Annotated in this window: 22 protein-coding genes, 1 tRNA gene and 2 riboswitches; of the genes, 3 read left to right on the plus strand and 20 right to left on the minus strand. The window is 67.4% G+C overall.

Annotated elements, in window-relative coordinates:
• The first annotated feature begins 163 nt into the window (after positions 1 to 163).
• Positions 164 to 253 (plus strand) — tRNA-Ser (locus DAEP_RS0101405).
• Positions 254 to 303: 50 nt separating this feature from the next.
• On the opposite strand, the gene cobF is transcribed toward DAEP_RS0101405, so the two are convergent.
• The 10 genes from cobF to DAEP_RS0101455 all read right to left on the minus strand — a co-directional run bounded on the left by cobF (position 304) and on the right by DAEP_RS0101455 (position 7,726).
• Positions 304 to 1,056 carry a precorrin-6A synthase (deacetylating) gene (cobF, locus tag DAEP_RS0101410; RefSeq protein WP_027243416.1) on the minus strand — a complete coding sequence of 251 codons (753 nt, stop codon included), beginning with the start codon at positions 1,054 to 1,056 and terminating at the stop codon, positions 304 to 306.
• A gap of 73 nt (positions 1,057 to 1,129) precedes the next feature.
• Positions 1,130 to 1,633 carry a hypothetical protein gene (locus DAEP_RS0101415; RefSeq protein ID WP_027243417.1) on the minus strand — a complete coding sequence of 168 codons (504 nt, stop codon included), beginning with the start codon at positions 1,631 to 1,633 and terminating at the stop codon, positions 1,130 to 1,132.
• A 66-nt stretch (positions 1,634 to 1,699) separates the two neighbouring features.
• A complete protein-coding gene (locus DAEP_RS0101420) occupies positions 1,700 to 2,398 on the minus strand; it encodes a CbtA family protein (protein WP_027243418.1) in 699 nt (232 codons plus the stop codon).
• A 4-nt stretch (positions 2,399 to 2,402) separates the two neighbouring features.
• Positions 2,403 to 2,573 carry a CbtB domain-containing protein gene (locus DAEP_RS23490; protein ID WP_084204388.1) on the minus strand — a complete coding sequence of 57 codons (171 nt, stop codon included), beginning with the start codon at positions 2,571 to 2,573 and terminating at the stop codon, positions 2,403 to 2,405.
• Positions 2,574 to 2,607: 34 nt separating this feature from the next.
• Positions 2,608 to 2,820: riboswitch (cobalamin riboswitch) on the minus strand.
• A gap of 166 nt (positions 2,821 to 2,986) precedes the next feature.
• The gene (locus DAEP_RS0101430) at positions 2,987 to 3,322 is read right to left on the minus strand and encodes a DUF1636 family protein (protein ID WP_027243419.1); all 336 of its coding nucleotides are present in this window, start codon (positions 3,320 to 3,322) and stop codon (positions 2,987 to 2,989) included.
• Positions 3,319 to 4,053: a uroporphyrinogen-III C-methyltransferase gene (cobA, locus tag DAEP_RS0101435; protein ID WP_027243420.1), complete on the minus strand. Its 735-nt coding sequence runs from the start codon at positions 4,051 to 4,053 to the stop codon at positions 3,319 to 3,321. Before cobA ends, DAEP_RS0101430 begins: the two co-directional genes overlap by 4 nt.
• The gene (locus DAEP_RS0101440) at positions 4,050 to 5,369 is read right to left on the minus strand and encodes a cobyrinic acid a,c-diamide synthase CobB (RefSeq protein ID WP_027243421.1); all 1,320 of its coding nucleotides are present in this window, start codon (positions 5,367 to 5,369) and stop codon (positions 4,050 to 4,052) included. Before DAEP_RS0101440 ends, cobA begins: the two co-directional genes overlap by 4 nt.
• 4 nt (positions 5,370 to 5,373) lie before the next feature.
• Positions 5,374 to 6,168 (minus strand): precorrin-4 C(11)-methyltransferase, encoded by a 795-nt coding sequence (gene cobM / locus DAEP_RS0101445; protein WP_027243422.1) that lies wholly within the window; start codon positions 6,166 to 6,168, stop codon positions 5,374 to 5,376.
• Entirely contained in the window at positions 6,165 to 6,542 is a 378-nt protein-coding gene (locus DAEP_RS0101450) for a cobalamin biosynthesis protein (RefSeq protein ID WP_027243423.1), read from the minus strand. Before DAEP_RS0101450 ends, cobM begins: the two co-directional genes overlap by 4 nt.
• Entirely contained in the window at positions 6,539 to 7,726 is a 1,188-nt protein-coding gene (locus tag DAEP_RS0101455; RefSeq protein ID WP_027243424.1) for a bifunctional cobalt-precorrin-7 (C(5))-methyltransferase/cobalt-precorrin-6B (C(15))-methyltransferase, read from the minus strand. The genes DAEP_RS0101450 and DAEP_RS0101455 overlap by 4 nt, the downstream gene beginning before the upstream one ends.
• Here DAEP_RS0101455 and DAEP_RS0101460 point away from each other — a divergent pair.
• Positions 7,725 to 8,465 carry a cobalt-precorrin-6A reductase gene (locus DAEP_RS0101460; RefSeq protein ID WP_027243425.1) on the plus strand — a complete coding sequence of 247 codons (741 nt, stop codon included), beginning with the start codon at positions 7,725 to 7,727 and terminating at the stop codon, positions 8,463 to 8,465. The two genes, DAEP_RS0101455 and DAEP_RS0101460, sit on opposite strands and share 2 nt — an antisense overlap.
• Here the strand turns inward: DAEP_RS0101460 and cobJ are convergent.
• The 7 genes from cobJ to DAEP_RS0101495 all read right to left on the minus strand — a co-directional run bounded on the left by cobJ (position 8,462) and on the right by DAEP_RS0101495 (position 16,607).
• A complete protein-coding gene (gene cobJ, locus DAEP_RS0101465) occupies positions 8,462 to 9,226 on the minus strand; it encodes a precorrin-3B C(17)-methyltransferase (RefSeq protein ID WP_027243426.1) in 765 nt (254 codons plus the stop codon). The two genes, DAEP_RS0101460 and cobJ, sit on opposite strands and share 4 nt — an antisense overlap.
• The gene (gene cobI / locus DAEP_RS0101470; protein ID WP_027243427.1) at positions 9,223 to 9,939 is read right to left on the minus strand and encodes a precorrin-2 C(20)-methyltransferase; all 717 of its coding nucleotides are present in this window, start codon (positions 9,937 to 9,939) and stop codon (positions 9,223 to 9,225) included. Before cobI ends, cobJ begins: the two co-directional genes overlap by 4 nt.
• Positions 9,940 to 9,942: 3 nt before the next feature.
• Positions 9,943 to 10,572, minus strand: coding sequence for a precorrin-8X methylmutase (locus tag DAEP_RS0101475; RefSeq protein ID WP_008553914.1), 630 nt, complete (start codon positions 10,570 to 10,572; stop codon positions 9,943 to 9,945).
• A gap of 1 nt (position 10,573) precedes the next feature.
• On the minus strand, positions 10,574 to 11,737 hold the full coding sequence (cobG, locus tag DAEP_RS0101480) for a precorrin-3B synthase (RefSeq protein ID WP_027243428.1): 1,164 nt from the start codon (positions 11,735 to 11,737) through the stop codon (positions 10,574 to 10,576).
• Positions 11,734 to 14,979 (minus strand): cobaltochelatase subunit CobN, encoded by a 3,246-nt coding sequence (gene cobN / locus DAEP_RS0101485; protein ID WP_027243429.1) that lies wholly within the window; start codon positions 14,977 to 14,979, stop codon positions 11,734 to 11,736. The genes cobG and cobN overlap by 4 nt, the downstream gene beginning before the upstream one ends.
• Before the next feature lie 180 nt (positions 14,980 to 15,159).
• Entirely contained in the window at positions 15,160 to 16,194 is a 1,035-nt protein-coding gene (cobW, locus tag DAEP_RS0101490) for a cobalamin biosynthesis protein CobW (RefSeq protein WP_008555890.1), read from the minus strand.
• Positions 16,195 to 16,196: 2 nt separating this feature from the next.
• Positions 16,197 to 16,607, minus strand: a complete 411-nt coding sequence (locus tag DAEP_RS0101495; RefSeq protein ID WP_027243430.1) for a DUF1636 family protein — start codon at positions 16,605 to 16,607, stop codon at positions 16,197 to 16,199.
• 97 nt (positions 16,608 to 16,704) lie between these two features.
• Positions 16,705 to 16,921: riboswitch (cobalamin riboswitch) on the minus strand.
• A gap of 51 nt (positions 16,922 to 16,972) precedes the next feature.
• On the opposite strand from DAEP_RS0101495, the gene cobO reads away from it, so the two are divergent.
• The gene (cobO, locus tag DAEP_RS0101500; protein ID WP_027243431.1) at positions 16,973 to 17,608 is read left to right on the plus strand and encodes a cob(I)yrinic acid a,c-diamide adenosyltransferase; all 636 of its coding nucleotides are present in this window, start codon (positions 16,973 to 16,975) and stop codon (positions 17,606 to 17,608) included.
• Between the two features lie 70 nt (positions 17,609 to 17,678).
• Here the strand turns inward: cobO and glpD are convergent, their stop codons facing one another.
• From glpD to DAEP_RS0101515, 3 genes are all read right to left on the minus strand, one after another.
• Entirely contained in the window at positions 17,679 to 19,256 is a 1,578-nt protein-coding gene (glpD, locus tag DAEP_RS0101505) for a glycerol-3-phosphate dehydrogenase (protein ID WP_027243432.1), read from the minus strand.
• The gene (locus DAEP_RS0101510; protein ID WP_027243433.1) at positions 19,249 to 20,034 is read right to left on the minus strand and encodes a DeoR/GlpR family DNA-binding transcription regulator; all 786 of its coding nucleotides are present in this window, start codon (positions 20,032 to 20,034) and stop codon (positions 19,249 to 19,251) included. The genes glpD and DAEP_RS0101510 overlap by 8 nt, the downstream gene beginning before the upstream one ends.
• A gap of 124 nt (positions 20,035 to 20,158) precedes the next feature.
• Entirely contained in the window at positions 20,159 to 21,238 is a 1,080-nt protein-coding gene (locus DAEP_RS0101515) for a DUF1513 domain-containing protein (RefSeq protein WP_027243434.1), read from the minus strand.
• Positions 21,239 to 21,244 lie beyond the last annotated feature (6 nt).

The raw sequence follows: 21,244 nt of genomic DNA on the forward strand, positions 1-21,244 counted from the left end.
TAGCCTGCACATCCGGCCATGAAAACCCTGACAGGCAACGGCACAAGGGAAACCCGCGGGGGCGGCATAAATCCGCGCGGCCGGCGGGGGCTCGCAGTTTTCTCTTGCGGCACGGATTTCCGCTTGCCTCGCCCAGCGTTGCATCCTAAACCGCTGACGGACCGGGGAGGTGGCAGAGTGGTCGAATGCGGCGGTCTTGAAAACCGTTGAACGTGAGAGCGTTCCCAGGGTTCGAATCCCTGTCTCCCCGCCACTCAGCCCGGCAGCCTTGCGCATCAGACGCCAGCAGCGCCGCCGCCGGACTCAGCCCTTGCGCAGCAGGTAGATATCCATGATCCAGCCATGCTCTGCACGCGCCTTGGCGCGGGTTTCGATGATCTTTTCCGCGGTTGCGGCCAGGGGGCCTGCGAGCGAAATCTGGTTCTCCATCCCGGCATAGGCGGTCCAGAAGATCTCTACCCCCTGCGGGTCGATGGCCTGAAAGGAACACTCCCCGTCCAGCATGATCACCAGCGTATCCGCGCTGTCCGGCCAGCCGTTTTCGCGCAGCTGGCGGCCCGTCGTGATGGTGAACGGGGCGCCGATTTCATTGACCGGGATGGCGTGCGCTGCGGTCAGCGCCTGGATCGAGGTGATGCCCGGGATCACCGTCAGCTTGATCTCCGCCAGCTTCTGCAGCCGCTCGGCGATCCGCATGGTGCTGTCGTAAAGCGACGGGTCGCCCCAGACCAGGAACCCGGCCTTGCCGCCTTCGGGCAGGTGCGCAGTGATGGTCTGCCACCAGATTTCCGCGATGGCGTCGTGCCAGTCGTCCACCCGCTTGCGGTAGCTTTTGGTGGCCTCGTCGCGCACTGGCAGGGCAAACTCCACGATCCTGGGGCCATCGCCCTTGATCGCGCGGTTGCAGATCTCGCGCCTGAGCCCTGCCAGGTCGTCCTTGCCCGCGCCCTTGTTGGGGATCAGGATCAGATCCTGCGCGTTCAGCGCCTCAATCGCCTGCAGCGTGATGTGCTGCGGATTGCCGGTGCCGATGCCAATCAGGGTAAGCTCAATCATGACGGGGCCTTTCACGTGAAAACACGGCCCCCTATGGGGCCGCGCTGCTGGTCTTGCAAGCCTGCAGTTGCGCTCAGGAGCCTTCGCCGCCTGCCGGCACGGTAAGCGTGGCTTCCACCGGCTTGCCATCCACCATCAGGTGGCTGTGGCTGTTGGTGTTAAGCGAGACCGTGACTTCGGCTCCGCCGGGCAGGGCAGGGATGTGCATCCAGCCGGCATAAAGGCGGGCGAGTTTCTCGCCGTTCACATAGACATGCGCATGGCCTTCGCCATCGGCGTCCGCGGCGGAGGCATTTTCGGGCGCGAAGCGGAAGTTCTGCGGCACCACTTGCAGGTTCCATCCGGCCATCGGGTCCTTGTGCAGCCGGATGGCAACGCTGGGCGCATCCGGGCCTGCGGGCAGGCTGACGGATCGGGAGTGGTCATGCGCCGCCAGTTCGGTATGGCCGCCGCCGTGGTCCGCCGGGGCGCCGTGGTCGTGGCCGTCAAAGGTCACGCCATTGCCGGCGGCAATCACAAACCCGGCGCCGCCGCCGAACACCAGGCCGATGGCGAAAAGAGCGAGAGAGCGGGACATATCGGTCTCCTCTGGAAAAGAATGTCCCCGCCGGGCGGGGCCGGCGGGGAACTCTGTAAGGCTGGATCAGGCTGCGGCGTGTTCGCGCTTGCCTTCGGCTTGCCAGAAGTAGCCGGTGAAGGCGCCCAGCAGAACCCAGGCGGCCATGCCGACGCCAAAGGCGCGGGCGGCAAACAGCGCGCCGATTTCGGTCGGAACCGGGCCTGAGAAACTCTCTGGCTCAGGCGCGCCGATGATATGCGGGCCCATCAGCAGCAGCGCTGCGACCAGGACACTCACCAGATTGCCGCCAAAGGCGATCAGCCACATGGCAACCCCTGCGGCCGCAACGGTGACCGTCCACCAGATCTGCCGCGCGCCGATGTCAGCGGCAGCGACACCCGGCACTTCCGGCGCCAGCGACAGGCCCGGCGCAAAGTGGAAGGTGATGAAGCCTGCAAGACCCCACAAGAGGCCGCTGCGCGCGTTGACCTCATGCCCCTGGCGTTCGGCCACCGACATCAGTGCCGCCAGCACCAGCGCATAGCCGGTATAGGTCAGCATGGTGAACACGATGCTGAGGCCATCGCGCACAGGCTCGGCGAACAGGCCGGGCAGGTCGGGATGCGCGGTTACGGGGGCAGCGCCGAAATGCACCAGCTCGCCGCCCTCGTAGAGTTCGGCATGGAGCAGCACGGGCTGCACGAAATACAGCTGCAGCAGGGCGGTAATCAGCCCTGCTGCAGCACCAGCGAACAGGCCGCTGGTCAGAATGCGACTGAACATGGCCTTAGTGGCAGGGGAAGCCGGTTGCGTGGCGCACGTCATGCGCGGCGTCGTGCAGGGCGGATGCCTGAACATGGCCGGTCAGCGTGATGATCCCCAGCCCCAGAACCACGGCAAACAGTGCCGGAATTACACTGGAGCCAGCGGCAGAAGCCTTAAGCGTCTTGGTCGTCATTTGTTGTCCTCCTCACCGTCACACCCGACGGTATAAGTTGCGTTCCCATACGGCCGGTCTCCTGACTCGCGGGTCGCTGCTGCCATCCTCCTTCCCGGCCTTTGCCAGTGGATATTGGAAGGCCGCTCGCCGCTCACAGTCGCGGGGGCGGTTGAGGCTTCGGTGCCGCGATTTGGTCCACCGTCCTCATTCCCGTTTCAGTCCCGATGCTTGGGCACCATCAGACACCGTATCCGTTGGTAATGCCCCGCTGGGCTGAGTCTGGTCAAGGAAGAATCCGCCAGGTTTGCGCCCGTCAGCGCCATGGGGTGCAGGAAATGCGGCGCTGCCGGCCGCGGCCAGGGAAGCCGGAAAATTCAGATCTTCCGGCTGAAATTCCGCGCCGGAGATGTGCCCCGTCCGCGGCAGGCGGATCACGCCATCCCGGCCGGGATGCGGGCAATCGCCTTGAAGCGCAGGTTGCCCAGCGGCCGGGCGTCGGCGAAATTGCCGTCGTCGCTGTCTTGATACATCCGCAGGAAGGTCACGATGTCCGGCAGGTCCGCTGCGGTGATCTCTCCGAACAGATAGGCGGTCTTGCCGGCTTGCCGCACCGCCAGCGTCTGCGGCCGCTGGCAGCCGGACATGCAGTCCGCCTGCTGCAGCCGGACCTTCGCCCCGGCAGCCTCCAGCGCCGCCGCGGCCTGCCCGAACAGGGCAGGGTCCGCGCCGCGGCAGGTGCGGCACAGGGTGAGGGTGGGCAGGCTCATGCGCCGGGCAGCTCCTGATCGGCCAGCGGCCCGTAGAGGATGAGCACCGGCGCCTTGGTCTCCATCGCGCGCAGCACCGCGGGCAGTTCGCCCACGGTGTGGCAGGACAGTTTCTGTTCCGGGGTGGAAACGGCCAGCGCGACCAGCGCGTGGGTCTCCGCGGGCAGCCCGGCCTCCATCAGCTTCTCCGCCAGCGCGGCAAAGGTGCTTTTGCCCATGTAGACCACGGTGGTGGCGTGCGGGTCGGCCAGCGCCGCCATGTTGAGGTCCTCCGGCAGCCCGCCGGTCACGTCATGGCCGGTGATGAACTGCAGCCGCCGCGCCGTCAGCCGCCGGGTCAGCGGAATGTTCGCTGCCGCCGCCGCGGCCGAGGCTGCGGTGACGCCGGGCACGATCTCGAACCCGATGCCCGCCTCGCGCAGCGCAGTCATCTCTTCCTCCAGCCGCCCGAAGACACCGGAATCGCCGGATTTCAGCCGCACCACGTTAAGGCCGCTTTGCGCGTAATCGACCAGCAGCTGGCTCACATGGTCCTGCTTGGGGGAGGGCCGTCCGGCGCGTTTGCCCACGCCCACCAGATCGGCATCTGCGCGGGCGTGGCTCAGGATCGGCCCGGAGGACAGGTCATCGAACAGGATCGCATCCGCTGCCTGCAGCCGCTTCACCGCCTTTACGGTCAGGAGTTCCGGGTCGCCGGGACCGGAGGAGACAAAGCTCACAAAACCGCTCATGCGCGCTCTCCCGTGATCAGGTGGAAGAAGGTGCCGGTGACATTGCCCTTGATCGAGCCGGTTTCCGGCACCGGGCCGCCGTCGGCGTCCATGACCTGCGCCAGCGGCGCGTCGGGTTCTTCCAGAATGGTGGAGTAATGGAATTCATGGCCGCGCAGGGCGGTGCCTGCGCCAAAGCCCGGCATCCCAGCCTGCAGAATGGCGCGGCGGTAGCCGAGGTGGAACTTGCGCTTCTCATAGGAGGTCACGAGGCCCAGGAGGCCCAGCATCCGGTGGCGGTTGCCCTCCTTGTCGATCAGCGCCTCGCCCAGGGCCATGTAGCCGCCGCATTCGCCATGCACCGGCTTGGTTTCGGCGTGCTTCCGGACACCGGCGCGGAAGGTCTCCGCTGCCGCCAGCGCCGGCCCGTGCAGTTCCGGATAGCCGCCGGGCAGCCAGACCAGATCGGCATCCGCCGCCGGGGCCTGATCCGCCAGGGGCGAGAACGGCAGGATCTCTGCCCCTGCCGCGCGCCATCCTTCCAGAAGATGCGGGTAGGTGAAAGAAAACGCCGCATCGCGCGCCAGCGCAATCCGCTGGGCGGGCGGTTCCGGCAGGCTGGCCGGCGCGGGCGCTTGACCCGCCAGCGCCGCCGCCTTGATCGCGTCCAGATCCACATGTTCGCGCAGGAAGGCGGCATAACCTGCAATTGCGGCTTCCAGATCGGGATGCTCAACCGCCTGGATCAAGCCCAGGTGGCGTTCCGGCAGGGCCAGATCGCCGCGGCGGGGCAGGGAGCCCAGTACCTTGATGCCGGCCTTCTCCATCCCCAGCCGGGTCAGCCGCTCATGGCGCGGGCTGGCGACGCGGTTCAGGATGACACCGGCAAAGGGCAGTTCGGGATCGTAATTCTTGAACCCCAGCGCGGTTGCCGCGGCCGACTGCGCCTGGCCGCCCACGTCGACCACCAGCACCACCGGCCAGCCCATTCGTTTGGCGGTCTCCGCCGAGGAGCCAAAGCCCGACTGCCCGCGCGTCGCCACGCCGTCATAAAGGCCCATCGAGCCTTCGCCCACGCAGATCTCCGCGCCCGCCGCCTGTGCCGTGACCGCATCCAGCAGCGCGCCGTCCATCGCCCAGGTGTCGAGGTTGAAACTGGGGCGTTTGGCTGCTGCGAGGTGGAAGGCCGGGTCGATATAATCCGGTCCGCTCTTGTAGGGCTGCACGGTCAGACCGTCCTCGGCCAGCGCCCGCAGGAGGCCCAGCATCACGGTGGTCTTGCCGGTGCCCGAGGAGGGCGCGGAGATCATCAGTCCGGGAGGGTTCAGGTTGGTCATGGCCTTAATCGTCCCCATGGCTCCAGCTCGACCAAGGGCTGTCAGCACTCTGCGGCCGGTAGCGGCGGTCGTAATCGGCGGAATAGAGGCAGCTTTCGTCAAAGCCCTCGCCCTTCAGCACCGGCCCTACCAGTATCAGCGCGGTGCGGGAAATCTTTTCGTCCAGCGAGTCTTTCAGGGTTTCGAGAGTGGCACGGATGATCTGCTGATCCGGCCAGCTGGCGCGGTAGACCACGGCGACCGGGCACTCACCGCCGTAATGCGGCGTCAGGCTGTCCACCACATGGTCCAGATTGCCGATCGACAGGTGGATCGCCAGCGTGGTGCCGGTCCGTGCAAAATTCTCCAGCGACTCGCCTTCGGGCATCGAGGACGCGCGCCCCGGCGTGCGCGTCAGCACAACCGACTGGCCAAGGCCCGGCAGGGTCAGCTCTGTGCCGAGCGCCGCAGCCGCAGCGGCAAAGGACGGCACGCCCGGGGTGACGCTGACCGGGATGCCCTCTGCCTTCAGGCGGCGGATCTGCTCGCCCATCGCGGACCACACCGACAGATCGCCGGAGTGCAGCCGCGCCACGTCCTGGCCCGCCTCATGCGCCGCCTTGATCTCCGCCACGATGGCATCCAGGTCCATCGCCGCGGTGTTCACGATTTTCGCGTCCGCCGGGCAGTGGCTCAGGATTTCCTCCGGCACCAGCGAACCGGCATAGAGGCACACCGGGCAGGCGGCGATGATGTCGCGCCCGCGCAGGGTCAGAAGGTCGGCAGCGCCCGGTCCGGCGCCAATGAAGTGAACGGTCATGGCTCAAGTCTTTCTGCTATGGCCGCGGTGGCAAGCCCATCCGCGGTGACAACTCTGGGGGCGAGCAGGCGCGCGCGCGCGCCCGGCACCCCATGGCGCGCCCCGGCCAGCGCCGCGGCTTCCGCCAGCGACCCGGTGCCGAACCGCGCCTTGATCCGGGGCGAGCAGGTGAGGGTCTGCTCTCCGGCAATATCCTGCTCCTGCAGCGCAATCACCGGCAGGCCGGCCGTGCGCGCAAATTCCTGCATGGCAGGGGCTTCAGCCTTTCCGGCGACGGACGCGAGCGCATCCACCTGCGCGCCGGTCAGCGTTAGCGCCGCCTGCAAATCCGCCACCGTGGCCGTGCTGCGGAACCCGATGCCTGCCACCTTCATCGCGTGACGCTCCATTGGATCACCGGGCGCGCCCGCCGCCAGTCGCGCATGGTGCCCAGCGGGCCGGCCTCGGCGATCTCCGCTTTCAACAAATGCCCGCCGCGCGCAGCATGAGCCTGCATCAGCAGGGTTTCGGTTTCCAGCGTGACGCCGTTTGCGACCAGCCGGGTGCCTTCCGGCAGCACCTCCCACAGGTGATCCAGCAGCGCTTGCGAGCCGCCGCCGCCGATAAATACGCAATCGGGCAGCGGCTGGCCGTTCAGCACGGCGGGCGCCTTGCCCGGCACCGCGCTCATCCGGTGCTCAATCCCGAACGCTGCGGCATTGGCGCGGATATTTTCCAGCCGGCTCTCTCGCGGCTCGAAGGTGATGGCGCGTGCGCCACGGGCCGCCAGGCACCACTCGACCGAGACCGATCCGGAGCCGCCGCCGATATCCCACAGCAGTTCTCCCGCGCGCGGTGCCAGCGCCGACAGGGTCAGCGCCCGAATGGGGCGTTTGGTGATCTGGCCGTCGCTGGCAAAGAGATCATCTGCCAGCCCGGAGGCCTGCGGCAGGCCCTTGCTGCCCGCAGCCTCAACCGCCACGGCAACAGGCGCCTGAATGTCTTGCAGGTCAAAATCTTGTGCCGCCGCAGACCGCACCCGCTGGCGCGGCCCGCCCAGGCATTCCATGACGGTCAGCTGCGAGGCGCCGAAACCTTCTGCCGCCAGCCACTCCGCCAGTTCCGCAGGCGCTGCGCCGTCACGCAGGGTGCAGATCACGCGTGCACCAGCGCCCAGCAGCGCACGCAGCCGCGCATAAGGTGCCGCGTGCAAGCCGAGGCACAGCACCTCCTCCAGCTTCCAGGCCAGAAGGTTCGCCGCCAGCGCAAAGGTTGAGGGAACGGGGTGAGAAATCCACTCGCCCTCCTCCAGATGCCGCGCCAGCGACCCCCCGGCGCCATGCCAGAACGGATCGCCGGAGGCCAGAACGGCGACCTTGCGGCCGCGCAGCTCCAGCACCGGATCAATGGAAAACGGCACCGGCCAGGGCTGGCCCTTGCTGCCTGCGCCCGCCAGTTCCAGATGCCGCGGGCCGCCGAATACCGCCTCAGCCCCTGCCAGCGCCTTCCGGCTTGCATCGCTGAGGCCTTCCAGTCCATTTTCGCCCAGACCAATTATCGTAAGCCATGGATCAGACATGACACGCATCCTTCTGCTGGGCGGCACCACCGAGGCCTCCGCGCTGGCCAAGACCTTGGCCGGGGCGGGCATGGATGCAGTGTTTTCCTACGCGGGCCGCACCGCGCATCCGGTCAGCCAGCCGCTGCCCACCCGCGTCGGCGGCTTTGGCGGCATAGAAGGATTTGCGGCTTATCTGGAAGCCGAAAACATCACCCATGTGGTCGACGCCACCCATCCGTTTGCTGCACAGATGAGCTCCAACGCGGTCCACGCCTGCGAGGCGGCGGGGGTGCCGCTGTGCGCCTTCGAACGCCCGGCCTGGCAGGCCGGGGAGGGCGACCAATGGCTGCACACCGACAGCATAGAAGAGGCCGTCAACGCGCTGCCTGATACCCCGGCGCGGGTGTTTCTGGCCATTGGCAAGCAGAACCTGACCCAATTCGCGGCCAAGCCCCAGCACCACTACCTGCTGCGGCTGGTGGACGCGCCGGAGGCGGATCTGCCGTTGCCGCACACCACGGTCGAGATCGCCCGCGGGCCGTTTGACGCGGCGGGCGACACCGCGCTGCTGCAGCGCCACGCCATCACCCACGTGGTCGCCAAGAACGCGGGCGGCGCGGGAGCCGCGGCCAAACTCACCGCCGCGCGCAATCTCGCCCTGCCGGTCATCATGATCGGCAGACCCGAGGTGCCTCAGCGCCCCGTCATGGGCAGCGTGGCAGAGGTGATGGCCTGGCTGTCCCATCCCGCCGCTTAACCCTCGGCTGCGTAGCGCGGGGTGTAGACGTAGTTGCCTACCCGGCGGGTGTCGCGGTTGCCGACGATGACCACGGTGCGCATGTCGGCCATCTCGGGCGTCGCGTCCTTCAGCGGCACCGTCAGCAGCTCCTGTCCCGGCTTGGTCACGTCGCGGGCAAAGGTGATCAGTGTTTCCGCGCCGCAGGCCTCCCGCAGGATGTCCAGCGCGCGGGCAAACTGATGCGGCCGCGATTTGGAGCGCGGGTTGTAAAATGCCATCGCCAGACCAGCCTCTCCGACCATTTGCAGGCGCTTTTCAATCAGGCTCCAGGGCTTCAGGTTGTCGCTGAGGTTGATGGCGGCAAAGTCATGCCCCAGCGGCGCGCCGATGGCGGCAGCAGCGGCCAGCATGGCGGTAATGCCGGGCAGGACCCGGATGTCCAGATCCAGCCACTCAGGGTTGCTTTCGGCGTTGTTTTCCAGCGCTTCGAACACGGCAGAGGCCATGGCGAACACCCCCGGATCGCCCGAGGACACCACGACAACCCGCTTGCCCGCGGCAGCCATTTCCAGCGCATGGGTTGCGCGGTCCACCTCGACCCGGTTGTCGGTGGCGTGCAGGGTCAGCCCTTCACGCGGCTCAACGCGGTTCACGTAGGGAATATAGCCAACGATATCAGTGGCCTGATCAATGGCGTCGCGCACTTCCTGCGTCACCAGCGCCTCGTTGCCGGGGCCGAGGCCCGCGATCACCACCCAGCCGTTTTGCGGTAGTTTCATGGCCGGCGCCCCCGTCCGTGAACCAGTACGATAGAGAAATAGGGCACCTCGCCGCCGATCTCCGACAGTTTCTGCACGCTCTGGCCCGGCATGGTGCCGCGTTCGACCAGCCAGGCGTCATCCGCGCGGCCCGCGCGTTCCAGCGCGCGGCGCAGCTTGGGCAGGTTGCGGCCGATCTTCATCACGACCAGCGCGTCGGTGTTTGCAGCGCGCTCCGCCAGTTCATCCTCGCTGAGGGTGGCCATCGCCACGGTCAGCACATCGTCCCCCCAGGTGATCGGCTGGCCGGAGGCGGTCCAGCAGCCGGACATCCCGGTGATGCCGGGCACGATCTCCTGCGCGGCGCGGCCCTGCAGGCGGGTGTAGAGATGCATGTAGGAGCCATAGAGGAACGGGTCGCCCTCACACAGAACCACCACATCCTCGTCCTGCGCAATCCCGGCAAGGGTGTCGGCCCATTGGTCATAAAACGCCGCCAGCACCCGGTTGTATTCGGGGTCCGAGAAATGGATCTCGGTGGTGACCGGATATTCCATCGCGTGTTCGGTGACGCCCTCGGCCAGCATGCCTTCGACAATCGCGCGGGCCTGGCCCTGGCGGCCTGCCTTGCGGAAATAGGCAATGTGGCGCGCGCCAGTGATCAGCCGGTGCGAGCGCACGCTCATCAGGTCGGGGTCTCCGGGGCCAAGCCCTGCGCAGATGACTTTGCCCATTGGTTACTCTTTCCAGCTCGCCAGCGCGTTCACCGCGGCGACGGTGATGGCGGAACCGCCCAGGCGGCCCTTCACGATCATGGACGGAACCGGCAGGTCTTCCATCAGCGCGTCCTTGGATTCCATGGCGCCGACAAAGCCCACCGGGCAGCCGATGATGGCGGCGGGGCGGGGGCAGGACGGGTCTTTCAGCATGTTCAGCAGATGGAACAGCGCGGTGGGGGCGTTGCCGATGGCAACCACGGCGCCCGCAAGCTTCGGGCGCCACAGCTCCAGCGCGGCCGCCGAGCGGGTGTTGGACATTTCCTTGGCCAGTTCCGGCACCTTCGGGTCGCGCAGGGTGCAGATCACCTCATTGTCCGCAGGCAGGCGCGGGCGGGTGATGCCCTCGCTCACCATATAGGCATCGCACAGGATCGGTGCGCCGTTTGCAAGGGCTGCGCGGGCGGTTTCGGCCATGCCCTCGGAAAACCGCACATGCTCTTCCAGCCCCACCATGCCGGCGGCGTGGATCATGCGGACGACAACGCTTTCCTCGTCCTTGTTGAAGCGGGCAAGGTCGGCTTCGCGGCGGATGGTGGCAAAGCTTTCGGCGTAGATCGCGGCGCCGTTGGTTTCATAGGTGTGGAGCATGTCAGCTGCCCTCTTTCAGAAGTTCGGGAGCGGCGCGCAAAGCAGCGGCGCTCAGGCGGGTCTTTAGCGGCTGATCCGCGGCGGTGCCATTGCGGATCAGGGAGAATTCGTTGTCGCCGGTGGCCGTCAGGGTAAGCGGCGCCGTGCCCGGGCAGGCACAGCCCTTGGCGCAGCCGGAGACATGCAGGCGGGATCCCGCGGGGACATGCGGTGCCAGCGCCCGTGCAAGGTCCCGGGTGGCGGACAGCGCCTGCAGGCAGCCGGGCGCGCCGGTGCAGGCGACCACGTGCAGGCGCGGATCCGTGGCGTCCAGGATCAGGCCGGGCAGGGGTGGAAGCTCCGTGGTGCCCTCCACCAGCAGCATCCGCCAGGGAGTGAGGCGGATTGGCCCGTGGTCTGCCAGCCGCGCCAGCGTGGCGGCGGGCATCTGGCCGAATTCCAAAGCAGCCAGTGTCCCCGCGGGGACAGCGCCCGGTTTTGCGGAGAAAGCGGATCTGGCGGGGGGGGCGGCATGCGCCGCCGGCGGGCCGCGGCGCGCGATGAGACGGTGCATCCTGCCGCGCCCCTCCGGCGCGCCGCCCTGGTCCAGAAACCAGCGGGCGAGGGCGAGGGCTTCGGGGACGGCGGATTCACGTGTGACGGGCAGGCCGGCCCCGGCTCCGTCGGCGCGCAGGATCAGGCCTTCGCGCGTGCGCTCGATGCGGATATCGGCGGCGGTGTCTTGCAGGACAGGGTCCGCGCCGCAGTCGACGGCAAAGCCGAACTTGCCGGGCAGGGCGAGATCGGTTGCCGCGGTCAGCGCAGCGCTGAGTCCGGTGGCGATGGCGTGGGTGTCGTCGCCCGCGGCCCAGAACGGCGCGAGCAGGACATTGCGGCGGGCCTCAGCCTGTGCGTCGGGGTCGATCAGGCCAAGCTCGCGCAATCCTTCGATCAATTCTTCATGCGCGTCTTCGCGGATGCCGCGCATCTGCAGGTTTGCGCGCGCGGAGATGTCGAGGAGGCCGTTGCCGAACGCGTCCGAAAGTCTTGCCACACCGCGCGCCTGGTTAACGGACAGTTTGCCAAGCGGCGCGCGCACGCGGACAACCAGCCCGTCGCCGGACATCATCGGGCGCAGGGCGCCGGGGCACCAGCCATAGACTTTGGGTTCGGCGGCAGCACTCATGCGGCGCCCTCCAGATCGGCCATGATCGAGTTGCGCCGCGTGCTCCAGAGGCCTGCGTCGAACAGGGCGCGGAAGCGGTCGCGCATGGCGGCGAGCGCCTCCGGGTTTTCGCGCTCCATGAATGCGACAAGATCGTCACGGCCCAGGGTGGCCTCGAAGTAGAGATCGAACAGATGCGGCTGCACCACCTGCGCCAGATGCGCAAAGGCGGCCATGTGGTCGAGGGTGGCGGCAATCTCTGCCGCGCCGCGGAAGCCGTGGTTCATCATCGAGGTGGCCCAGTCAGGGTTGGCGGCGCGGGCGCGGGTGACGCGGGCGATTTCCTCTCCCAAGGAGCGCGCCTGCGGCCTGTCGGGCCGGGTGGCGTCCATGTGGTAGAGCGCCGGAGCCTTTTGGCCGATGCGGGCCATGGCGGCGGCAAAGCCTGCTTCATGCGCAGCGTAGTCCGAGGCGACCAGCAGGTCGGTCTCCGGCAGGTCCTGCAGGTGCACGAAACTGTCGGCGCCCTGCAGGCGGGTTTCCAGCGCTTCGCGGGCGTCGCTGATTTCACCCTTGGCGTCGATCGCGTGGGAGGAGGCGTTGAGCCACGCCTCGCCCGCCGCCTGGCGGGCCGCGTCGGTGTAGTCGTCCAGATGCGGGTTCATTGAGAGGCCATACTGGCCCGGCTTGGGGCCGAAAACGCGCGGCGTCTCAATCAGATAGGGGTTGTCCGCCTGGGTCTCCTCGCGGGCCGCGAGGGCAGCGGCGGCGGTTTCGAACATCTGGGCAAGGCCCGGGAAGACGTCACGGAACAGGCCGGAGACGCGCAGGGTCACGTCGATGCGCGGGCGGTTCAGCATCGACAGCGGCAGCACCTCGAAGCCGGAGACGCGCTCGGAGCCTTCATCCCACTTGGGCGCCAGCCCCGCGAGGTGCAGCGCCATGGCAAACTCCTCGCCCGCGGTGCGCATGGTAGCAGAGCCCCAGAGGTCGATCACCAGCCCCTTGGGCCAGTCGCCGTGATCCTGAAGGTGGCGGCGCAGCAGCTCTTCCGCCAGTTTGACCCCTTGCGCATGCGCCGCCCGCGACGGCACCGCCCGCGGGTCGGTGGTAAAGAGGTTGCGGCCCGTCGGGATCACATCGGCGCGGCCGCGGAAGGGCGAGCCGGAGGGGCCGGGCGGGACGATCCTGCCGTCCAGCGCGGCGATCAGCCCCGCGCGTTCCTCCGCCCCGCATTGGCCGGTGCCGAAGATATGCAGCCCCTCGCCGTACTGGCTTTCCTTGATGTCGCAGACAAAGGCGTCGATGCGGGTGATCGCCTCGGCGGGGGAGGTGTCGGGGGTAAGGCCCAGATCGGCCTCCACGCCGGTGCCCTGCGCCTCCGCCCGGATGTCGCCGATCAGCCGGTCGCGGCGGGCGGGGTCGAGCCCGTCGGCGGTGGAATATTCATCCAGCAGGCTTTCGAGCCGCGCCATGCCTTCGGGCAGAGTGGTCTGCGCCAAAGGCGGCGGCAGGTGGCCGATGGTGACCGCACCGATACGGCGCTTGGCCTGGGCGGCCTCGCCGGGGTCGTTGACGATGAAGGGGTAGGCGACGGGCAGCGGGCCGGTCAGCACCTCGGGCCAGCAGGCGCCCGACAGCGCCACTGCCTTGCCCGGCAGCCACTCCAGCGTGCCGTGAGCGCCGATGTGGACGAGGGCGTCGGTTTGCTCCCGCAGCCACAGGTAAAAGGCCACATAGGCGTGGCGCGGGGTGCGGTCGAGGTCGTGGTAGTCATCAACGCGGGTTTTCACTTCGCCGCGTTCGGGCTGCAAGGCGATGAGCGCTCTACCTGCGCGCAAAGCCTTGAAATAAAAGGCGCCGTCGCGGCAGCCGGGGTCTTCTTCCGGGCGGCCCCAGGCCTCGGCCAAGGTATCCTGCAGCTCTTGCGGCAGGGCGGCGAGGGCGGCCTTGTAGTCCTCCAGCGGGACCCTCAGCGTCTCGTCCATCAGCCGCAGGCCGGTGTTTTCCTGCGGTTCCACCGTATAGCCCTGATCCCAGAGCGCACGCAGGATTTCATCGCAGGAGGCCAGCGCGTCGAGGCCGACGGCGTGGGCGAGGTTATGGTCGCGTCCCGGATAGGTGGAGAGGATCAGGGCAAGGCGTTTGTCTGCGTTCGGCAGATTGGCGAGGCGCAGCCAGCCCTCCACACGGTCCACGGCGGCCTTGATGCGGTCCGCATCGGCGCGGTGGGCAAAGCGGGAATATTGCAGGTCCGGGTCTTTCTTGCCCGGCGATTTGAAGCTGACCACGCCCGCGAAGATGCGGCCGTCGACTTCGGGCAGCACCACGTGCATGGCGAGATCGGCAGGCGACAAGCCGCGGCCGGCCTCAGCCCAGTCTTTCTTGCGCGCGGTGGACAGGGCGACCTGGAACACCGGGCAGCCGGTGGTGCTGAGCGGCGAGGCGCTGCCGTCGGTGCCTTGTGCGGAAAAGGCGGTGGCGTTGATGATCGCTGCCGGGTGCAAGGCGGGCAGCTTCTCGCGCAGCCAATCGGCGGCGGCAGGCGCCTTGAGGCTGGCGGCAAAGGTGCCGAAGGCGGCGTAGCCGCGGGCGCGCAATTCTTCGATCAGCGCATCCACCGGGGCGGTGTCGGCGGCGGTGAGGTAGGAGCGGTAAAAGCTCACCAGCACCAGCGGCTTGTCCTGCGGCGGCAGGTCCGCCAGCACCCCCTTGTCCGGGTCGTAGAACCCGTATTCGGGCATGGATTTGAGGCCGAGGACCGGGCCTGCGTAAAGACCAGCGGCGAGCGACAGCTGGGCAAGTGCTGCCTGGGCTGCCACCGCGCCGCCGGCATCGCACAGCGATTGCAGGCGGCGCAGGGTGGAGACGGGCAGGGTGGAGAGCTCATCGAGCCGCGCATCCTCGCGCCCGTCTGCGGGCAGGATCGCCAGCGCAATGCCCTTGCGGCGGGCGAGGTCCTGCAGCGTGGCGAGGCCGTAAGACCAGTAGCTTTCGCCGCCGATCAGGCGAACGAGGACGCCCTTGGCGCCTTCCAGCGTTTGTTCCGCGTAGACATCGACCGACAGCGGGTGCTTGAGCGCCACCAGGTTGGCGAGGCGCAGGGAGGGCAGCTTGCCGTCCGCGCGGTGCCAGCCCGCCGCGAAAGCGCCGAGATCGCTGTCGGAGAAAGACAGCACCACAAGGTCCGCAGGCGTCTGCCCGAGGTCCTGCGGGGTGTCGGTCTCGTCAAGGCCGTGGCTTTCGCGGAAGACGACGTGCATGGCTTACTTCCTGTTGGGATCGCCACGAAGGGCGGCGCCCGTCCCGGCGGGGAGGGCGAGAAGCGCCCGCCCCGTTTTGCCGAAGGCAAACCTTCGGTTTGACGGGGGCGGGACGGGCGCTGCCCGGCCTGCCGGCCGGGCGGAGCATCCCGCTTTGCGCTTCGTGGTTTTCATTTCAGCTTACGCCCCCAGCTCGGCGCGGATGGCCTGTTCGTCGATGTCGTCATGCTCGGCGATGACCACCAGGGCCGTCTTGCGCGGCTGCGCGCCCCAGGGCTGATCGTATTGCGCACGCAGGCGCTCGCCCACGGCCTGAACCAGCATCCGCATCGGTTTCCCCTCCACCGCGACATAGCCTTTGACGCGCAGGATGTTGCGTTCGCGGGCGAGTTTCACGATGGCATTCTGCAGCGCTTCGGGGTCGGAGACTTCGCCCATTTCGACAACGATGCTTTCAAAATCGTCATGCTCGTGATCGTGGTGGCCGTCGTGGTGGCTGGGGCGGGCCTCCAGATCGTCCTCGGCAGCGGCGTTCAGGCCCAGGATGATGCGCGGGTCGATCACGCCTTCGCTCATCGGCAGGATCGGCAGCTTGCGCGGCGCTTCGGCCTCGATCACCGCGCGGGCCTTCTCGACGCCTGCGTCGCCGGCCAGGTCGGCCTTGGACAGCAGCACGATGTCGGCGCAGGAAATCTGGTCCTCGAACACCTCGGACAGCGGGGTTTCATGGTCGATGCTGCCGTCCGCCTCGCGCTGGGCCTGCACCGCGTCCAGGTCGGGGGCGAACTGGCCCTTGGCGACCGCCTCGGCATCGGCCAGCGCAATCACGCCGTCCACAGTGATGCGGGAGCGGATCGCGGGCCAGTCAAAGGCCTTCAAGAGCGGCTTGGGCAGCGCCAGGCCGGAGGTTTCGATCACGATGTGATCCGGCTTCTCCGGCAGGTTCATCAGCTGTTCGATGGTGGGGATGAAGTCATCGGCCACGGTGCAGCAGATGCAGCCGTTGGCCAGCTCCATGATGTTCTCCGCCGGGCAGTTCTCATCCGCGCAGGACTTCAGGATGTCGCCATCGACACCGGCGGTGCCGAACTCATTGACCACCACGGCCAGGCGCTTGCCCTGCGGGTTCTGCATCAGGTGGCGGATCAGGGTGGTCTTGCCCGCACCGAGGAAGCCGGTGATGACGGTGACGGGGATCTTGTTGAGGTCGCTCATGTTTACTCCTCGGAGAAGAACTTGGCCGGCGGGATGCGGGCAACGGATTGCTTGCGGAAGGTCTGCGGGCGTTCGCGCCACGGCACCACGCCATCGGCGGTGGCGGCGTATGCGGCGGCGCCTTCCAGGATTTCAGGGACATGCTGGTCCGGGTCGAGGTCGCCGTAGACATAGGTCCAGCGCTCTGCGCCGCCGACCAGTGCCACGGCGCAGCCGCGCTTGCAGGAGGACAGGCACTCGACGCCGCGCAAGGCGACACCTTCGGGCATTCCGGCCTCTGCCAGTGCGGCGTGCAGGATGGCGCCGGGGCGGGCACCCTCCGGGTCGGCGCCCTCGCGGCGGCAGGTGAGGCAAACGGTCAGCGTGACCGGTCCCGGGGTGCTGGCAGTCTTGCCTGCCATATCGTCAGCCATCGGCGCGTCTCCTGTCGCGGCAGGCGTGCGGGATGGCCGAAAGGGGGGCGGCAGCGTGCCAGCCCCTCAACCGGTCGCGGAACACCCCGCCCGCCCGTTGTTCTCTCTCTTGCTGGCAGGTCTCCCGGCTTGCGGATGCCAAGGCGCATGCCTTGCCGGCCATCCTGCCTTCCCGGGATCTCTCCCAGTGGCATGGCGGCCTCATCCGGTCACGGTCGCGGGGGCGGCTGTGCTTCGGGTCTCCAAAGAAATTTGGCGGCCTTCACATTCCCTCTTCGCCTGCTTTCGCAGGAACCAGCGAAACCCCCTTGCGCTATCGCGCCCTTCTTTGTCAAGACATGGGGTCAAACAGCTGGAGAGCCCCCATGAGCGAAAAGTCTGAAACCGGCATCTCAGAGGAAGAAGCCGCCCGCCACGCCTCCAAGATGGCCAAGAAAAAGGCCGCGCGCGACCGGATGATGAAGACCAAGGAGGGCGAGAAGGGCCTGATCATCGTCCACACCGGGCCGGGCAAGGGCAAGTCTTCCTCGGGGTTCGGCATGATCATGCGCTGCATCGCCCACAAGATGCCTTGCGCCGTGGTGCAGTTCATCAAGGGCGCCTGGCAGACCGGGGAGCGGACGCTGATCGAGGAGAACTTCAGCGATCTCTGCCAGTTCTATGCCATGGGCGAGGGCTTCACCTGGGAGACCCAGGACAAGGCGCGTGACATTGCCGCGGCGCAGAAGGGCTGGGAAAAGGCCAAGGAGATGATCCTGGACGAGAAGAACACCATGGTGCTGCTGGACGAGATCAACATCGCGCTGCGCTACGAGTATCTGGACCTCGACGAGGTGCTGGAGTTCCTGGTGGAGCACAAGCCGCCGATGACCCATGTGGTGCTGACGGGGCGCAACGCCAAGGAAGAGCTGATCGAGATTGCCGATCTGGTAACCGAGATGGGCCAGATCAAACATCCCTTCCGCGCCGGCGTGAAGGCGCAGAAGGGCGTCGAGTTTTAAGCAGAACCATCGCCCGGCCGGCAGGCCGGGCCGCGCCGGCCCCGCCCAGGCCTGGGCGCGGCCGTTTGTATCACGCCGCCAACTGTGCGGCTTTTCCTTGAATGTAGGCATCCACCGCCGCGCGCTGGGTCTCATCCAGCCGCAGGCCCAGTTTGGTGCGCCGCCACAGGTAATCGTCGCCTGCGCGCACCCATTCGCGGGCAATCGCCCAGTCGAGCTCGCGGGCGGTAATGGTGGCGCCGAAATCCTGGCCCAGATCACCGGCGGTCTTGGCGTCTCCCAGCACCTCCCAGGCCTCGGTGCCATAGGCGCGGATCATCCGGCCCGTCCAATAGGGGGTGAGGAACGGATAGTCCGCGGCCAGCTTGGAGGTCAGCTTTGCCACGTCCTCCACCGGGAAATCGCCGCCGGGCAGGGCCACACCTGCGGTCCAGTTGGCGGGCAGCTGCGGGAACACTTCTCCGATCTTCGCCAGCGCCGCCTCGGCCAGCTTGCGGTAGGTGGTGATCTTGCCGCCAAAGACGTTGAGCAGCGGCGCCTGCGCCTGGTCCAGCGTCAGCACGTATTCGCGGGTCGCCGCGGTGGCAGAGCTGGCACCGTCGTCATAGAGCGGGCGCACGCCGGAGTAGGTCCAGACGATGTCCTCGCGTTTCACCGGCTGCTCGAAGTATTCCGACGCGAAAGCTGCGAGATAATCCTGCTCGGCGCCGGTGCAGACCGGTGCGGTGTCCGGGTCCGGGTGGTCGGCATCCGTTGTGCCGATCAGGGTGAAATCCTGCTCGTACGGAATGGCAAAGATGATCCGCCCGTCGGTGCCTTGGAAGAAATAGCAGCGGCCGTGGTCGAACAGTTTCGGCACCACGATATGGCTGCCGCGCACCAGGCGGACGTTCTCGCGGCTGTTCTGGCCCAGCTTCTGGTGCAGCACATCGGCAACCCACGGCCCGCCTGCATTCACCAGCATCCGGGCGCGGTGCTCCTGCTCCGCGCCGGTGGCGTGGTCCTTGGTGCGGATCACCCAATGGTCTGACTGGCGGTCCGCGGACAGCACTTCGGTGCGGGTCAGGATCTTGGCACCGCGGGCCAGCGCGTCGCGGGCGTTCAGCATCACCAGGCGGGCGTCCTCGATCCAGCAGTCGGAATATTCAAAGGCGGTCTTGAACTTGGCCTTCAGCGGGCGGCCCGCCGGGTCGCTTGCCAGATCCAGCTTGGCGGTACCGGGCAGGATGCCGCGTTTGCCAAGGCTGTCGTACAGGAACAGCCCCAGCCGGATCAGCCAGGCCGGACGGCGGCCCTTCATCCACGGCATGAAGGTTGTCAGCAGCTTGGATGTGGGCGTTTCGCTGTCGAACCGCATGTCCTTGTGGAACGGCAGCACAAAGCGCATCGGCCAGGAGATATGCGGCATCGCTTTCAAGAGCACCTCGCGCTCGATCAGCGCTTCGCGCACCAGGCGGAACTCGAAATATTCGAGATAGCGCAATCCGCCGTGGAACAGCTTGGTCGAGGCGGAGGAGGTGGCGGAGGCCAGATCATTCATCTCTGCCAGCGTCACCGACAACCCGCGGCCTGCGGCGTCGCGGGCGATGCCGCAGCCGTTGATGCCGCCGCCGATGATGAAAAGATCCGTTACAGGCGTGTCAGTCATTTTCGCTGCTTTCGTTTTGTCCTGCGGTCAGGATGCGGGTGCCGGCCGCCTGCGCGGCTTCGGCGAATTCTTCCGGCACGGGGCGGTCGGTGATCACCACGTCGAGATCCGCGACATCGCAGATCCGCACCGGGGCGGAGCGGTCGAACTTGCTGCCGTCGCAGACCAGAACCTTTTGCCGGGCGTTCTTCAGGATCGCGCGGGCAACCGAAACCTCGCGCGCGTCGTGGTCCATCACCGCGCCGTCGGCATCCAGTGCCGAGGCGCCGATGACGGCGAAATCCACCTTGTAGCGGCAGAAGAAATCCACCGCATCCTCGCCCACGATGGCACCGTCGCTTTGCCGCACGGTGCCGCCCGCCAGGATCAGCTCCTTTGCTTGGCCGCCGATCATCATGTTGATAATATTTATATTGTTGGAAATCACCGTCAGGCCGCTGTGGCCGGACAGCGCCCGGGCAACCTGTTCGGTGGAGGTGCCGATGTTGAGCGCGAGCGAGCAATTGTCCGGGATCAGTTCTGCCGCCAGGGCGGCCATCGCCAGCTTGTTGCCGGCGTTCAGTTTGCGCCGGTCCTCGTAGCCCTGACTGGCGGCGGAGCTGACCCGGACGGCGCCTCCGTGGACACGGGACAGGGCGCCGCGCGCCGACAGGTCGCGCAGATCGGCACGCACGGTCTGCAGGGAGACGCCAAAGCGGCGGGAGAGATCCTCGACCTCGACCCGGTCCTGCCGGTTCAGGAGGGAGATGATTTCGTTCTGACGGCCGCTGGCATCCATTTGCTTTCCTTTCGCGCGATTCTGTAGCGTACCGCGCGAAAGGAGTCACTATTCGTTTTCGAGATGGTTTCGTTTTCTGTGGAAACGAAAGGGTGCGCCGTTTGGGGTTCGGCCCGGCGGAGAGTCAGATCAGCGGGATCAGGTGATTGTCCCACGCCAGGTCCGCGCGGTGCAGCGGGTGCTGCCCGGCGTCTGACACTGCAAAGAACTGGCCGGTGCCGGTGCTGGCGGTAAAGCCGCCCGCAGACGCTGCCAGGCCGCAGACGTCGTGCATCCTGAACTCGCGCAGCAGCGCGCCGCTGGCGGTGTCCATCACTTGCAGCACCCCGCCGCGCGGGGAGGTGACGCCAATCCGGCTGCCATCGGCGGAAAAGGCGACAGAGCCGCCATAGCCGTTCAGGTTCAGCACCCGCGCGTCATCCTCCGCCATCAGGCGCGGCGCGGTGCCCGGCCGGTGCAGCCCTGCGGCGGGCAGCTGCTCGCCCGGATCGCCCTGCCACTGCATCGCGAAACCAACAGTGCCGTCGGCGCGCACAGCCAAATGGCGGATCGAGTTCAGGCGCAGCTCCTGCGGCAGTTCCATCTGCGCCTGCAGTTCACCCTCCAGGCTCAGATAGCTGAGGTTCGGGCGCATGTCGGCCAGGTTCAGCTTGGCGCGGCCGCTGTCGGGGTGGGTCTCGATCCCGCCATTGGCCACCACCAGCCCCGGCGCGTCGCGGCGCAGGGCCATGTCGTGCGGGCCGATGCCGCCGGAGGAATAGGCGGTGATGCGGCGGTAGCTGCCTGCGGCATCCCAGACGCCGATCACGCCGCGGGCGTTTTCATAGTCGTTTTCTGTAGTGAACAGGCGGCTGCCGTCCGGGGAGAAGGTGCCGTGGCCGTAGAAATGATGCCCTGCGGGCGGCTCCAGCCGGGCGATGGCGGCACCGCTGCGGCAGTCGATCACATCGGCAAAGCGGCCCGGGCGGCGGGCAAAGGCGACAGCTTCAGGCCGGATGGGGTGCGCGGCAGCAGCATGGCCGCGGCCCGGCAGCGCGTGGCGGAACAGGATTTCTCCCTCACGGGTGAGGCCCGCAAGAAGGAAGGTCCCGCCAGCGTCCTTGCCCGCGGTCAGGAACGCGGGGTTTCCTGCGCTGGCCCAGCCGGCGTTGGGGGCGAGACCGGTTGCCAAAAGGCCGGCCAGAAATCCGCGGCGGGTTGTCATGTCTGG

Origin of the sequence: Leisingera daeponensis DSM 23529, assembly GCF_000473145.1 — a bacterium.
Classification (GTDB): domain Bacteria; phylum Pseudomonadota; class Alphaproteobacteria; order Rhodobacterales; family Rhodobacteraceae; genus Leisingera; species Leisingera daeponensis.